This window comes from Blautia sp. NSJ-140 (assembly GCF_022868965.1).
Taxonomy (GTDB): domain Bacteria; phylum Bacillota; class Clostridia; order Lachnospirales; family Lachnospiraceae; genus Blautia_A.
This window is the reverse complement of sequence record NZ_JALIFS010000009.1, coordinates 1-12871: the sequence shown is the minus strand read 5'-3', so window position 1 is coordinate 12871 and position 12871 is coordinate 1. Positions and strand designations below refer to the sequence as shown.

At 46.3% G+C, this 12871-nt stretch carries 16 protein-coding genes and 3 pseudogenes; 16 read left to right on the top strand and 3 right to left on the bottom strand.

Features of this window, described 5'->3' with window-relative positions; all coding sequences use genetic code 11:
- The first annotated feature begins 2 nt into the window (after positions 1-2).
- The 6 genes from MUB50_RS11180 to MUB50_RS11155 are packed head-to-tail and all read left to right on the top strand — an operon-like array spanning position 3 to position 3985.
- Positions 3-383 carry a bifunctional adenosylcobinamide kinase/adenosylcobinamide-phosphate guanylyltransferase gene (locus tag MUB50_RS11180; RefSeq protein WP_118623800.1) on the top strand — a complete coding sequence of 127 codons (381 nt, stop codon included), beginning with the start codon at positions 3-5 and terminating at the stop codon, positions 381-383.
- On the top strand, positions 376-975 hold the full coding sequence (locus MUB50_RS11175; RefSeq protein WP_118623802.1) for a histidine phosphatase family protein: 600 nt from the start codon (positions 376-378) through the stop codon (positions 973-975). The genes MUB50_RS11180 and MUB50_RS11175 overlap by 8 nt, the downstream gene beginning before the upstream one ends.
- Positions 976-978: 3 nt before the next feature.
- Positions 979-1794, top strand: coding sequence for a DUF975 family protein (locus MUB50_RS11170; protein ID WP_118623804.1), 816 nt, complete (start codon positions 979-981; stop codon positions 1792-1794).
- Complete coding sequence (gene yqeB, locus MUB50_RS11165) at positions 1766-2629, top strand: selenium-dependent molybdenum cofactor biosynthesis protein YqeB (RefSeq protein ID WP_330637517.1); 864 nt, start codon at positions 1766-1768, stop codon at positions 2627-2629. The genes MUB50_RS11170 and yqeB overlap by 29 nt, the downstream gene beginning before the upstream one ends.
- 53 nt (positions 2630-2682) lie before the next feature.
- Complete coding sequence (gene yqeC, locus MUB50_RS11160; RefSeq protein ID WP_244791113.1) at positions 2683-3399, top strand: selenium cofactor biosynthesis protein YqeC; 717 nt, start codon at positions 2683-2685, stop codon at positions 3397-3399.
- Between the two features lies 1 nt (position 3400).
- Positions 3401-3985, top strand: coding sequence for a nucleotidyltransferase family protein (locus MUB50_RS11155; protein WP_118515901.1), 585 nt, complete (start codon positions 3401-3403; stop codon positions 3983-3985).
- A gap of 591 nt (positions 3986-4576) precedes the next feature.
- Here MUB50_RS11155 and MUB50_RS11150 read toward each other — a convergent pair.
- Both MUB50_RS11150 and MUB50_RS11145 read right to left on the bottom strand, forming a co-directional pair.
- Entirely contained in the window at positions 4577-4867 is a 291-nt protein-coding gene (locus tag MUB50_RS11150) for a BMC domain-containing protein (RefSeq protein ID WP_021651696.1), read from the bottom strand.
- A 16-nt stretch (positions 4868-4883) separates the two neighbouring features.
- Positions 4884-5183, bottom strand: a complete 300-nt coding sequence (locus MUB50_RS11145; protein WP_015524766.1) for a BMC domain-containing protein — start codon at positions 5181-5183, stop codon at positions 4884-4886.
- Between the two features lie 254 nt (positions 5184-5437).
- Here MUB50_RS11145 and MUB50_RS11140 point away from each other — a divergent pair, with 254 nt between their 5' ends.
- The 10 genes and pseudogenes from MUB50_RS11140 to MUB50_RS11100 all read left to right on the top strand — a co-directional run bounded on the left by MUB50_RS11140 (position 5438) and on the right by MUB50_RS11100 (position 12616).
- Positions 5438-6799 carry an MATE family efflux transporter gene (locus tag MUB50_RS11140; RefSeq protein ID WP_244791111.1) on the top strand — a complete coding sequence of 454 codons (1362 nt, stop codon included), beginning with the start codon at positions 5438-5440 and terminating at the stop codon, positions 6797-6799.
- A gap of 279 nt (positions 6800-7078) precedes the next feature.
- The gene (locus tag MUB50_RS11135; protein WP_244791109.1) at positions 7079-8326 is read left to right on the top strand and encodes a DUF1015 domain-containing protein; all 1248 of its coding nucleotides are present in this window, start codon (positions 7079-7081) and stop codon (positions 8324-8326) included.
- Positions 8327-8448: 122 nt separating this feature from the next.
- Complete coding sequence (locus MUB50_RS11130; RefSeq protein WP_138277433.1) at positions 8449-9093, top strand: GTP pyrophosphokinase; 645 nt, start codon at positions 8449-8451, stop codon at positions 9091-9093.
- 1 nt (position 9094) lies between these two features.
- Entirely contained in the window at positions 9095-9286 is a 192-nt protein-coding gene (locus MUB50_RS11125) for a hypothetical protein (RefSeq protein WP_244791107.1), read from the top strand.
- A gap of 95 nt (positions 9287-9381) precedes the next feature.
- Complete coding sequence (gene yedF / locus MUB50_RS11120) at positions 9382-9993, top strand: sulfurtransferase-like selenium metabolism protein YedF (protein WP_118623818.1); 612 nt, start codon at positions 9382-9384, stop codon at positions 9991-9993.
- Between the two features lie 290 nt (positions 9994-10283).
- Positions 10284-10400 (top strand): annotated as a pseudogene (locus MUB50_RS11115) (single-stranded DNA-binding protein); the annotation flags it as partial.
- 7 nt (positions 10401-10407) lie between these two features.
- Positions 10408-10503, top strand: a pseudogene (locus MUB50_RS17370) (GyrI-like domain-containing protein); the annotation flags it as partial.
- A 93-nt stretch (positions 10504-10596) separates the two neighbouring features.
- Positions 10597-11034, top strand: coding sequence for a radical SAM mobile pair system MarR family transcriptional regulator (locus tag MUB50_RS11110; RefSeq protein ID WP_118041147.1), 438 nt, complete (start codon positions 10597-10599; stop codon positions 11032-11034).
- A complete protein-coding gene (locus tag MUB50_RS11105) occupies positions 11031-11720 on the top strand; it encodes a radical SAM mobile pair protein A (protein WP_244791105.1) in 690 nt (229 codons plus the stop codon). Before MUB50_RS11110 ends, MUB50_RS11105 begins: the two co-directional genes overlap by 4 nt.
- Positions 11708-12616 carry a radical SAM mobile pair protein B gene (locus MUB50_RS11100; RefSeq protein WP_117920231.1) on the top strand — a complete coding sequence of 303 codons (909 nt, stop codon included), beginning with the start codon at positions 11708-11710 and terminating at the stop codon, positions 12614-12616. Before MUB50_RS11105 ends, MUB50_RS11100 begins: the two co-directional genes overlap by 13 nt.
- A 166-nt stretch (positions 12617-12782) precedes the next feature.
- On the opposite strand, the pseudogene MUB50_RS17215 reads toward MUB50_RS11100, so the two are convergent.
- A pseudogene (locus MUB50_RS17215) lies at positions 12783-12871 on the bottom strand (cupin domain-containing protein); the annotation flags it as partial.

The following is a 12871-nucleotide window of genomic DNA, read 5'->3' as shown; positions in this document are numbered from 1 at the left end:
ATATGGAAATGATAATCGGAGGTGCATATCAGGGAAAAGCTGCCTATGCAAAAGCGCAGTTCCCGGATGTGGACTGGAAATTCGGAGGAGAGATCACAGAAGAGGAACTTCTGAAGGCAGAGGGCGTTCTGGGATTTCAGGAATACATAAGAAAAGCTCTGAAAGCAGGAGAAGATCTCACCGGCCTGGCAGAAAAGCTGGCACAGCAGGATACGGATGTGATCCTTGTCAGTGAGGAGGTAGGCTACGGGATCGTTCCGGCGGATGCTTTTGAGCGGCAGTACCGTGAAGCTGTTGGCCGGGTGTGCACTGCACTGGCTGCAAAAAGTAGAAGGGTCACAAGAGTGGTATGCGGGATCGGGACGGTGCTGAAGGATGATTAGATTATATCTGATAAGACATGGACAGACACCCGGAAATAAGCTTCAGCGTTATATCGGAACAACGGATGAACCACTGAGCACGGAAGGAAAGGAATTTCTGGAAAAGCTGACCTATCCCATGCCGGAGGCCCTTTACGTAAGTCCGCTCTGCCGTTGTGTGGAAACTGCGGGGATTCTTTTTCCGGGAAAAAGCTTTCATATTATCGAAGAGCTTTCCGAGTGTGATTTTGGAGAGTTTGAGAATAAAAATTATAAAGAGCTTTCCGGAAATCAGGATTATCAGAGGTGGATCGACAGCAATGGAACGCTTCCTTTTCCGGGAGGAGAAAGTCGAGAAGCTTTTAAGCACCGAAGCCTTACAGGATTTCAGAAGGCCGTCACACAGTGTATCCGTAACAACATAAAGACAGCGGCTCTTGTGATACATGGCGGTACGATCATGAACATTATGGAAGAATATGCGGACAGACCCAGGGCTTTTTATGAATGGCATGTAAAAAACGGCGGTGGTTATCTGGCAGAGCTGGAGCCTGCGCTGTGGCAGAAGGGACGGAGAGAACTCTGTGTCCGTGAAGCATATATGGAGGGTTAAGTTATGAATGAACAGAAGATCAGCTGGAAACGTAGTGACTTGAAATGGCGTGGAAAACAGGCATTCAAAAAAAATTACTGGTCAGCAGTGCTGGTAAGTCTGGTGCTGGCTATTGTGATGGCAACCGGCGGAAGCGGTGCGGCCACAGGCAGTGCCGGAAATGTGGCAAGTCCGGATTACGGTGTTACAACGTATCGTTTGGGTACGGATATCAATGGCGTTACTTCTTATGTCAGCCATGTATTTCGCTCCCCACTGGCAGTGCTTTTTGCGCTTCTGAGTGCCAGTGCCGTGGTAGCTGTGGCTCTGATCGGAATCCTTTTCCATTTTTTTGTGGGAAATGTTCTGGAGGTAGGCGGAAGAGATTTTTACATTGAGAATCTTTATTCTGTACCCGGGCCCGGAAAGCTCCTCAGTGTATTTCGTTCAGGGAATTACGGTAATATCGTAAAAACCATGTTTTTACGGGACCTGTATCTTGTATTGTGGACGCTGCTTTTTATTATTCCCGGAGTGGTAAAATCCTACGAATATAAGATGATACCTTATCTTCTTGCGGAATATCCGGATATGAGCACAAAGGAAGTATTTGCAAAAAGCCGTGAGATGATGGACGGACAGAAGATGGATACCTTTATCCTGGATATTTCCTTTATTCCCTGGTCTGTCCTTTCGGCGATCACGGCAGGGATCGTGGGACTCTTTTATGTATCCCCGTATAAGGATGCAACCTATGCGGAACTTTATGATACTCTTGCGGCAGGAATGCCGGGAAACGGACAGCAGGTGTATGAAGATGAAAACAGCGGTATTTACTGATAAAATGATTCTTGTGCGCGGTGGCGGAGATCTGGCCACCGGAGTGATCCACAAGCTTCATCAGAGTGGTTATCAGATCCTGATCCTGGAATGTGACCGTCCAAGTGCCATCCGCCGTCATGTGGCTTTCTGTGAAGCCGTTTATGACGGAACTGCAGAGGTAGAAGGCGTTGTATGCAGGAGGGTCACGGAGGACGATATCCGGACCCAGTGCAGGAAATGCTGGGCACAGGGAGAGATCCCCCTTCTGACAGATACCGATGGAAAATATATCCGCGAACTGGAGCCGGAGGCAGTGATCGATGCCATCCTTGCAAAAAAGAATCTTGGGACCAGCAGGGACATGGCTCCACTGACTGTGGGACTTGGCCCGGGCTTTACCGCAGGGGAGGATGTGGATTATGTGATCGAGACCATGCGTGGACATAACCTGGGAAGGATCATAAAAAAAGGCAGTGCTCTGCCGAATACCGGAGTGCCGGGACTGATCGCGGGGATAGGGAAGGAACGTGTGATCCATTCACCGGCAGCCGGTAACATGAAAAACATCTGTCAGATCGCAGATCTTGTTGAAAAAGACCAGGTGATCGCCATGGTAGGTGATACGCCGGTGAAGGCTGCTATTTCCGGCGTGATCCGTGGGCTGATCCGGGACGGTTATCCTGTTTTTGCGGGAATGAAGATCGCGGACATTGACCCAAGGGCAGAACAGAAGAAAAACTGTTTTACGATCTCAGACAAGGCAAGGTGTATCGCAGGGGGAGTACTGGAGGTGCTGCTTTCCTGCGGAGTGCTTCCGGGAAAAGAGAAAGCCGTAAAGAATGAGGAACTGTGACCGATACAGAGCTTTTTTCCTCGGAAGAAGTACGAGAATAAATGGAGTGTGTCATGAAGAAAAATGAAAAAGCGCTTACTGTGGCATTCACAGGAGGAGGCGGAAAGACCAGTCTGATCCTTGGACTGGCAGAAAAATTTTCCGGACAGGGAAAACGGGTGATCGTGACCACAACCACACATATGGCATGGGAACCGGAACATCCCTTTGCAGAAGCAGAGGATGTTTCGGGATCATGCCGGCTTATAGAACAATACGGATACGTTATCGCGGCACATCATAAGGCCGGACAGCCCAAGATTTCCGGCCCTGAAAAGGAGATCCTGGAAAAGCTGCCCGGCTTTTGTGATCTTCTTCTTGTGGAAGCTGACGGATCCAGGCGCCGGCCGCTTAAAGTACCGGCTGTTCATGAGCCGGTGATCCCTTCTTTTGCAGATATTGTAGTAGGAGTGATCGGTCTTGACTGCATCGGCAAAAAGATCTGTGATACGTCACACCGTCCGGATGATGTGGCGGGATTTCTGGGAAAGCGTACAGATGAGCCTGTGACATGGATGGATGTGTGGAAGATCATCCGGTCTGAAGCCGGATTGCAAAAAGGCGTGGACGGGCGAAGATTTCTCGCGTATCTGAACAAGGCAGATACTCTGGAGGATCCCAGTATGGCGGAGAAGCTTATGGCGCAAGGTCAGGAGGCTGGGATCATGGTGATCTGCGGCAGCCTGCAGAGAAGTGTAAACAGCTGGAATCGAAAAGAAGAGGAGCGGTGATATGAAACTGGGACTGATCATGCTGGCAGCAGGAAACAGCCGGCGGTTTGGAAGCAATAAGCTGCTGTATAGTATAGACGGAATGCCGATGTACAGACATATTCTTCTGGAACTGAAAAAAGTGAAGGAGGCACTGGAGGCACAGGGACATAAATGTGAGATCACAGTTGTCACACAGTATGAGGAGATTGCACAGGAAGCAGAGAAGCTTGGCGAACGGTTTCTTTACAATCTGCATCCGGATGAGGGGATATCTTCCTCACTGAAGATCGGGCTGCGGGTCAACCGGGAGATGGATGCGTGTCTGTTTACGGTGGCAGATCAGCCGTGGTTACGCTGGGAGACGGTTTTTGGACTGGTGGATGTGTTTTTGAGAGATGGGAAGGGAATCGCCTGTGTGGAGCATGATGGGAAGACCGGGAATCCCTGTGTTTTTTCGAAGAAGTATTATGAGGAACTGATGAAGCTTTCCGGTGATGTCGGAGGGAAGAGAGTGGTTGTGGCACATCGGGAGGATGTGGCTGTGATGAAGGTGGAAGATGGAAGGGAGATGGTGGATGTGGATTTTTCGGACGGACGCCGGTGAGGTACCGTCTGGTTTGTGCTGGGGCTTCGTCGGGGGCTGGCTTCTAAGACGCCGGAAATCTGCTAAAACCGTTTGAAAAAAGCCAGAACTCGCGGCTGTGCCGCTCAAACAGCTGGCTTTTTCCAAACAACGCAGATTCCCGCCGCCTAAGAAGCGCACCCCTCCTGCAGAGCCAGCACAAACCAGACGGTACCTCGCCGGCTGACGTGCGAAGGAGTGGAAGGCTAGAGTGGAGGCGTAAGGTTGAAGAATATAGCGAAAAGAGCTGTTGACGTGTGGCATAGAGGGTGAACTGGAGTGAAATCACCGTGTCTGAGACAATTTTCACTCGTATAAAAGCCAGCAGGGAACCGCCCTGGCGTGGCGGGATGCTCTGCAGGAGTCCTGCTGATTCTTAGGTGGTGTGGTTTCTGCGTTATTCCAAAAAGTTCTGCTGTCTGAGCGTCTGGACGCGAGTTCAGAACTTTTTGGAATGGTTTTAGCAGAAGCCGCAGCACCTTAGAAGCCAGCGGACGACGAAGCCCTTCCCGCCACGCCAGGGCGGTTCCCTGCGTACGTTCGTTAAATATTAAATATACAAATAGATATATCCTACATAAAATGATTCTTAGCCGCTTCTTCCTCAGCCAGACGAACCGTCTCACCGGAAGGATTGGAGATCACTGCCGAAGCTACGATCTCACAAGGCGGGTTCCCCTTTACACTGTCAACCGCAGCCGTAACAGCAGAAACATCACCAGTCAGAAAAACAGTGGCATGACCACCACACTTCGTCTGCCAGGTAAGAAAAGAAACATCAGAAGTCTTCAGCATCTGGTCGATCACCAGGATCGCATTACTGCTGCCAACAACCTCAACTAAACCAAAAGCACCATAATTCATAAATCCGTCGCCCCCCTTATTTATTGATCGTCATCTTCAGTGCAATCTCAGTATCCTCAGAAGGAGAAGCGATCACAGTATGAGAAACAACCTTACCAAGAGGTTTGGCTGCCTCCAGCGCAACCTCCATAGCTGCATTAACGTCAGAAACAGAACCACGCATCTTGACACAGGCGCCACTCTTCAGACGGTTACGCTCAACACTTTGGATCCTGACATTGGCTGCTTTGGAAGCAGCATCAAGAGCAACAAAACAGGCAACCAGGTTATCCAGCTCAAAAACACCTACAGCCATGCCCTTATAATTATTATCCATAAAAATACCTCCATGCGGAACAGATTCCCGGTAATGTGGTTTTTTGACCGGTTTTACGTGGAATCATTACCGTTTTTATGGTTTTATTATAACTTTTTTAGACAAAAATAGCAAGGAATAAATACACGGATAATCAGATAGTTACTGTTCACGTTACTGGTCACTCTGTTCTCAGCAACACGCTTCTTGAATTTACTTTGCATATCAGATATAGTATTATTTACAATAGTAAAAAAGCAGGAAGGTGTAAAGAAATGCAGACACATCAGACAGACTTTTCAACAGGAAATGTCTATCGTAACATTATGGAGGTAGCTGTGCCGATGATCATTGCACAGGTCCTGAACCTCCTTTACAACATTGTAGACCGGATCTATATCGGAAGGATCCCCGATATCGGAGCCACCGCACTGACAGGAGTGGGACTATGTTTTCCCATTATCAGTCTGATCACTGCATTTACCTATCTTTTTGGAAATGGAGGAGCACCGCTTTGCTCCATGGAACGAGGAAGAGGAAACCAGGAAGAAGCAGAAATGCTCATGGGAAACACCTTTGTGATGCTGATCGGCACAGGAGTGATCCTGACAGCCATCGGCCTTATCTTTTACAGGCCGATCCTCTATGCGTTTGGTGCCAGTGATGTAACCTTTTCCTATGCGGCAGATTACATAAGGATCTATTTTCTGGGAACCCTGTTTGTGATGATCACGCTGGGAATGAACCCGTTTATAAACAGCCAGGGCTTTGGAAACACCGGAATGCTTACGATATTGATTGGTGCAGTACTGAACATCCTTCTGGATCCCCTGTTTATCTTTGGAATGCACATGGGAGTCCGTGGAGCAGCTTTGGCGACCATTATATCCCAGCTCAGCTCTGCCATCTGGGTCTTGCGCTTTCTCACAGGAAAAAAGGCGATCCTGAACCTGAAAAAAAGTGCCATGAAGATTTCCTGGAAAAGAGTGGGCAGTATCGTAAGCCTTGGTATGTCCGGATTTTTTATGGCATTTACAAACAGTCTTGTGCAGGTGGTATGTAATGCCACACTCCAGACCTGGGGCGGTGATATCTATGTTGGAATCATGACAGTTTTAAATTCTGTCCGTGATATTTTCACTATGCCGGTCCATGGGCTTACCACAGGGGCTTCTCCGGTTATGAGCTTTAATTACGGAGAAAAAGCTTACGACAGAGTCAAAAAAGCAATTAAATTTATTACAGCTGTCTGTGTGATCTATACCCTGGCTGGCTGGGGGATCCTGAAGCTGCTTCCGGAATTTTTTATCCGGATCTTTAACAGCGATTCCGGGCTTCTGGAAAAGGGAGTTCCCGCCCTTCATATTTACTTTTTCGGCTTCTGCTTTATGGCATTGCAGTTTACCGGGCAAAGCGTGTTCGTGGCACTGGGAAAGGCAAAAAAGGCCACCTTTTTTTCTCTGTTCCGAAAGGTAGTGATCGTAGTACCGCTGACGCTCCTGCTGCCTCATGTGAATGGCCTGGGAACAGACGGCGTGTTCTGGGCGGAACCGGTTTCCAACCTTGTAGGCGGCTGTGCATGCTTTTTTACCATGCTGGCGACAGTACTGCCGGAGCTGAACAAATCTAAGTCATAAAACAGGATGGAGCCGGCGCCTGTGAGATACAGGTCTTCCATGGGAAAGATTCCATATGAACAGTGACCTCAAACGGGCCGGATAAAGGTTTGCGGGAAATTTTGATATGTGTTAGAATGGACGGGATGATTTTTCTGCAAACTAACACGGCAAAGATATCTGACGCAGGATTTCACACTCTGCTGAGCTGTATTAAGATGCATTATTTTGAGGATTGCTATAAGCAGAAATATTAAGAAAGGCCGGCGTATGGCCGGACAGGAATGAGAGGAAAACACAATGGCTTTATTTCAGGCATTTCGGGCAGTAAGACCTGCTTCGGAAAAAGCAGAAAGGGTGGCTGCACTTCCCTATGACGTAGTCAGCAGAGAGGAAGCGAGAGAGATCGGGGAAAAAAATCCGGAATCTTTTTTACATATAGACCGTGCAGAGATGGATCTGGATCCGGAAACCGATCTTTATGATCCGATGGTTTATCAGAAGGCAAGGGAAAATCTGGATCGTTTCCAGAAAGAAGGGATCCTGATCCAGGATGAGAAACCGAACTATTATCTGTATGAACTGATTCGTAAGGGAAAATCCCAGACAGGAATCGTAGGTGTCAGCTCCATTGATGATTATATGAATGGTGTGATCAAAAAGCATGAGCTTACAAGAGAGGATAAAGAGCAGGACCGCATCCGTCATGTGGATGTCTGTGATGCCAACACAGGCCCTATTTTTCTGGCGTGCAGATATCCGGCAGAGCTTCTTACTCTTATGGAAGAATGGAAAGATACACATGTTCCGGTGTATGATTTTACTTCCGATGACGAGATCACACATCGTGTATGGATCGTAGATGAGGAAGAAACGATTCGGACCATAGACAGCCTTTTTGGCGGGATCTCATCTATCTATATTGCGGATGGCCACCACAGAGCAGCCTCCGCAGTAAAGGTGGGACAGAAGAAAAGAGCGGAGCATCCGGATTACACCGGAAAAGAAGAATTTAACTTTTTCCTGTCAGTGGTATTTCCGTATGACCAGCTGACTATTCTTCCGTATCACAGGATCGTAAAGGACATCAAAGGCATGGAACCCAAAGCCTTTATCGGAAGTATGAAGTTTAATTTTGAGCTGATGGCAATGCCGGGCTTTCCATGTAAACCGGTGGAGAAACACTGTTTTGGGCTGTATGTAGACGGAGAATGGTTCCATCTGAAGGCATATCCGGATATCTATGCGGCAAAAGACAGCGTAGGTCAGCTGGATGTGTCTATTCTTCAGGATAAGGTCCTGGGTCCGGTTCTGGGGATCAGTGATCCGCGTACCGATGAGAGGATCCGCTTTATGGGAGGAAATCACCGGCTTAAGGATCTGGCAGCAGCTGCAGATGAGACAGGAGGAGCTGCCTTTGCCATGTATCCTACATCTATGGAGGAGCTGATGACGATCGCAGACGAGGGTAAGCTTATGCCGCCAAAGAGCACCTGGTTTGAGCCGAAGCTCCGCAGTGGTCTTTTTATCCATAAGCTTTCAGACTGATGCCGGAGACTTTATAGAATTTTAATAAAATTGTCAGGGAAATCTTAGGAAATTAATACAGATCGCTCACATTTGTCAGGTAATATATAATATAGTTGAGCAAATGAGAAAGAGGGGGTTTCATGACAAACGAACAGTATTACGATTGCATCCGGCCATACCAGAATGCATGCCAGATCATGCGCGCCAAGCTTGAAGTGCTCAACGGAAGTCTGTATCAGAAGTCTTCCGTATCTCCGATCCACAATATCCAGGAACGGATCAAATCCAAGAGGAGCATCGAAAAGAAGCTGGAGAAGCTGGGGCATTCGGACAGTGTGCAGAACGCCAAGGATCATCTCCGGGATATCGCCGGGATCCGTGTGATCTGCTACTTTATTGATGATATATATAATCTTGTAAATGCGCTGAAACGGCAGAGTGAGCTGATCTTTATCAGAGAGAAGGATTACATACAGAATCCAAAGCCCAACGGATACCGCAGCTTTCATGTGATCATCGCAGTTCCGGTATACTATCTGGATACCATGGAGTATTTTCCGGTGGAGATCCAGCTGAGGACGATGACCATGGATCTCTGGGCAAGCATGGAGCACCGTGTCTGCTACAAGAAGCTTCCGGAACACAGGGATGAGCTGGCGGAGGCCTTCCGTCAGTATGCAGATATCCTCGGAAAGATAGAGGAGCAGTTTGAAGCCTACAATGAAACAGGAATGCTGGAGGAGATCGCATCGGCCCAGATTGCTGAGAATCCGTCGGAGGGATAAAATGGAGATTGAAGAGGAATTTATATCCGGTTTCTGCCGTACCATGAACGGGGGCGAAACCGTCTGCTGTGAGTATACACGGCAGGAGAACGGCAGCAGGAAGCTGACCTTTATGGACTGCGCGCATGAGAGATGTGTAAATACAGGCGCCTGTGAGATCTTCAAACAGGCTCATGAACTGGAGCAGAAATAAAAGATCAAAGAAAACAGCGAAAATGCAATAATGATATAAATTAATAATGATAAAAAACAATTATAAAAAAATCACAGAAAACAGGAGAAATACGTATGAAGCACACAGTAGATGCGATGGGAAAGCAGTGTCCGATCCCGGTGGTGATGACCAAGAAGATCCTTGACAAGGCAGAGCAGGGAGACGAGATCTTAATCCTGGTAGACAACGAAACGGCAGTAAACAACTTAAGCAGACTTGCCGGAAGTGCCGGATGCAGCTTCGTATCCAGAAAAACAGAAGGTGGTTACGAGATCAATATGACAGTAAAATCTGATCCTGCTGCAAGAAGCCAGGCAGAGCCTGAGATCGTCTGCACACCGGCTGTTCCTGAGGGAGATTATACCGTTGCCATCACTTCTGATAAGATGGGCGACGGAGATCCGGAGCTTGGTGGGATCCTGATCAAGGGATTTGTGTATGCGCTGACACAGCTGGAGACACCGCCGTCAGTTATGCTGTTTTATAATGGCGGAGCCAGACTTACTGCACAGGATTCACCATGTATCGAAGACCTTAAGACCTTACAGGAGCAGGGAACAGAGATCCTGACCTGCGGAACCTGCGTGAACTTCTATGGACTGAAGGAACCGGCAGTGGGAACCGTAACAAATATGTATACCATAGCGGAAAAGCTCACAAAAGCAGGAAAAGTGATCCGCCCGTAAACATAGAAACATATAGAAACAACAAAAGTATATAGAAACTTACAGAAGCAGACAGAAACAAATAGAAATACACAGAAATGCCGCAGAGCCATTTTGAAGCCTGCGGCATTTCTGACATCCAGTTGGTATCTGGTTGATATCCACTTAATGTCTTCTATGTGAAAAAATTTTAATGAAAAACTGTACATCCTACGCAGATAACATGATAATTTTATGAAAAGCGAAAGGAAATCATTATGAAAATCGAATACACAAAAGTGGGAGACTATTATTTACCGAATCTTTAAAAAGATAATGATATGGCAGTAGCAAGATATATACTTGCGGTAAATAGAAGATATAAACGTGACGGAGAACAGGAAGCAGATTTTATCTCCTGTGTCACATTTGGAAAGAGTGCGGAATTTGTATAGAAATAGATTGCACCACGAGATTTATATGTCTGATGCAAAAAAGGTTGCTCCAGATAAATGGAAAACTGTAATTAGACATCCGATTAAGAAAGCGTAAAATCGGGATTTACTTCTACTTAGACATACAAACTGTTGACAGTAAAACTCCTATATAGTATTATTTGATAAAATACTATATAGGAGTTTTTGCATGAAAATGAATGGCGGATTTCTTGTTACCAAAATAAAACAACTTGGAGATCGAATCTTTGAGAAGATTCTCAGCGAAAAGAATATTGATGCGTTTAACGGAGCTCAGGGGCGTATTCTTTATGTACTGTGGCAGGAAGATGGAATCTCAATCAGGTCACTCTCGATTAAATGTGGATTAGCGATAACTTCTCTTACTACGATGCTGGAAAGAATGGAAAATCAAGGGCTGATAAGACGTGTTCAGTCTGAAACGGACAAAAGGAAAACACTCCTGTTTCTGACTGAAAAAGCACATGCCTTAAAGGACAAATACGATTCTGTATCTGATAAAATGGGCAGTATTTACTACAAAGGTTTTTCGGAGGAAGAAATTACCCAGTTTGAGGAATGCCTCGACCGTATCAGAAAGAATCTTGAGGAGTGGCAGAAATCATGAGTATTTGTATCAAAGATCAGATTCAAAACATGAATATCGTCATCGGATGTACAGTGGGGTGTGCATATTGCTATGCCCGCAATAATGTGAAACGCTGGCATATGATTGATGACTTTGCTGACCCTGAATTCTTTCCGGGTAAGCTCAAGATGATGGAAAAGAAACGTCCGCAGAACTTTCTTCTTACCGGCATGAGCGATCTTTCCGGCTGGAAGTCAGAATGGAGAGACGAGGTATTTGAAAAAATCCGTGAAAATCCACAGCATCAGTTCCTGTTCCTTACAAAGCGACCAGATCTGCTGGATTTTGATACAGATTTGGAAAACGCATGGTTTGGTGCTACGGTGACGAGAAAAGCAGAACTGTGGCGTATCGACGCACTACGGGAAAATGTCAGAGCAAAACACTATCATGTTACCTTTGAGCCGCTATTCGACAATCCAGGTTCAGTTGATCTTTCCGGGATCAACTGGATCGTTGTCGGTACCATGACTGGAGTTCAGAGCAGGAAGGTTCATACGGAGCCGGAGTGGGCATGGTCTCTGACAGATCAGGCGCATATGCTTGACATTCCGGTATTTATGAAGGAAGATCTTGTCCCTATCATAGGGAATGAAAATATGATTCAGGAAATGCCGGATGAATTCAATAAAGTGTTGGAGGTACAGAGATCATGGCAGAAGTAATAAATGGAATCCTCATTAATGAGGCGGAAACAAAGAACATCATGACCAAGTCCAGTCTGCCTGTAGGCGGTTACTCGGTCAATCCATATGTAGGCTGTACACACGCCTGCAAGTATTGCTATGCTTCTTTTATGAAACGCTTTACCGGACACAAGGAGGAATGGGGCACTTTCCTTGATGTGAAGCATTGGCCGGAAATTAAGAATCCGAAGAAATATGCCGGACAGCGGGTGGTCATCGGTTCTGTGACAGATGGCTACAATCCACAGGAGGAGCAATTCGGGAATACCAGAAAACTTCTGGAGCAGCTGATCGGCAGTGACGCAGATATTCTGATCTGCACAAAGTCGGATCTTGTGGTACGAGATATTGATCTGCTGAAGAAGCTTGGACGAGTAACCGTTTCATGGTCGATCAACACACTAGATGAAAATTTCAAGAACGATATGGACTCTGCTTCTAGCATTGAGCGCCGTATCGCTGCTATGAAGCAGGTATATGAAGCAGGTATCCGTACAGTCTGTTTCGTATCTCCGGTATTCCCCGGTATCACGGATTTTGAAGCAATCTTTGAGCGGGTAAAGGATCAGTGCGATCTGTTCTGGCTCGAAAATCTCAATCTTCGAGGCGGTTTCAAAAAGACAATTATGGATTATATCGCCGGAAAATATCCTGATCTTGTACCACTTTACGACGAGATCTATAACAAGCATAACCGCAGCTACTTTGAAGCACTTGAAGTAAAAGCTGAGGAAATGGCTAAGAAGTATGATTGCCCATTTGTGGATAATGAAATGCCTTATGGCAGAGTCCCGCAGGGACATCCGGTGATCGTAGATTATTTCTATCATGAGGAAATCCGAGGGACAGAGAATACAGGAAAAAGAAATCGTTAATCTAAACAAAAATTAAACTGATGATGGTGGAGAGATTTATTTATCGCCATTTGAAATCGAGAAGTTCTTGTTTGAAAAATAGAGAAATTGTAAAACTGAAGAAAAAAGAAATGCACAGTTCTTAGCTTATCGGGAACTGTGCATTTTTGTAAATAAATACTTTTAATTAGCCGATTACGGCGTCCTCTGCTGTAAAATGTTCCAGAGAATTTTCTTTTACCTGAATGCAGATATAAGTAATTCCGGAAATATCGG

What these genes read in the sequence shown, in the direction of transcription:
- MUB50_RS11180 (WP_118623800.1), top strand. Translation starts at nt 3, where the DNA reads ATGGAAATGATAATCGGAGGTGCATATCAGGGAAAAGCTGCCTATGCA.
- MUB50_RS11175 (WP_118623802.1), top strand. Translation starts at nt 376, where the DNA reads ATGATTAGATTATATCTGATAAGACATGGACAGACACCCGGAAATAAG.
- MUB50_RS11170 (WP_118623804.1), top strand. Translation starts at nt 979, where the DNA reads ATGAATGAACAGAAGATCAGCTGGAAACGTAGTGACTTGAAATGGCGT.
- yqeB (WP_330637517.1), top strand. Translation starts at nt 1,766, where the DNA reads ATGAAGATGAAAACAGCGGTATTTACTGATAAAATGATTCTTGTGCGC.
- yqeC (WP_244791113.1), top strand. Translation starts at nt 2,683, where the DNA reads ATGAAGAAAAATGAAAAAGCGCTTACTGTGGCATTCACAGGAGGAGGC.
- MUB50_RS11155 (WP_118515901.1), top strand. Translation starts at nt 3,401, where the DNA reads ATGAAACTGGGACTGATCATGCTGGCAGCAGGAAACAGCCGGCGGTTT.
- MUB50_RS11150 (WP_021651696.1), bottom strand. Translation starts at nt 4,867, where the DNA reads ATGAATTATGGTGCTTTTGGTTTAGTTGAGGTTGTTGGCAGCAGTAAT.
- MUB50_RS11145 (WP_015524766.1), bottom strand. Translation starts at nt 5,183, where the DNA reads ATGGATAATAATTATAAGGGCATGGCTGTAGGTGTTTTTGAGCTGGAT.
- MUB50_RS11140 (WP_244791111.1), top strand. Translation starts at nt 5,438, where the DNA reads ATGCAGACACATCAGACAGACTTTTCAACAGGAAATGTCTATCGTAAC.
- MUB50_RS11135 (WP_244791109.1), top strand. Translation starts at nt 7,079, where the DNA reads ATGGCTTTATTTCAGGCATTTCGGGCAGTAAGACCTGCTTCGGAAAAA.
- MUB50_RS11130 (WP_138277433.1), top strand. Translation starts at nt 8,449, where the DNA reads ATGACAAACGAACAGTATTACGATTGCATCCGGCCATACCAGAATGCA.
- MUB50_RS11125 (WP_244791107.1), top strand. Translation starts at nt 9,095, where the DNA reads ATGGAGATTGAAGAGGAATTTATATCCGGTTTCTGCCGTACCATGAAC.
- yedF (WP_118623818.1), top strand. Translation starts at nt 9,382, where the DNA reads ATGAAGCACACAGTAGATGCGATGGGAAAGCAGTGTCCGATCCCGGTG.
- MUB50_RS11110 (WP_118041147.1), top strand. Translation starts at nt 10,597, where the DNA reads ATGAAAATGAATGGCGGATTTCTTGTTACCAAAATAAAACAACTTGGA.
- MUB50_RS11105 (WP_244791105.1), top strand. Translation starts at nt 11,031, where the DNA reads ATGAGTATTTGTATCAAAGATCAGATTCAAAACATGAATATCGTCATC.
- MUB50_RS11100 (WP_117920231.1), top strand. Translation starts at nt 11,708, where the DNA reads ATGGCAGAAGTAATAAATGGAATCCTCATTAATGAGGCGGAAACAAAG.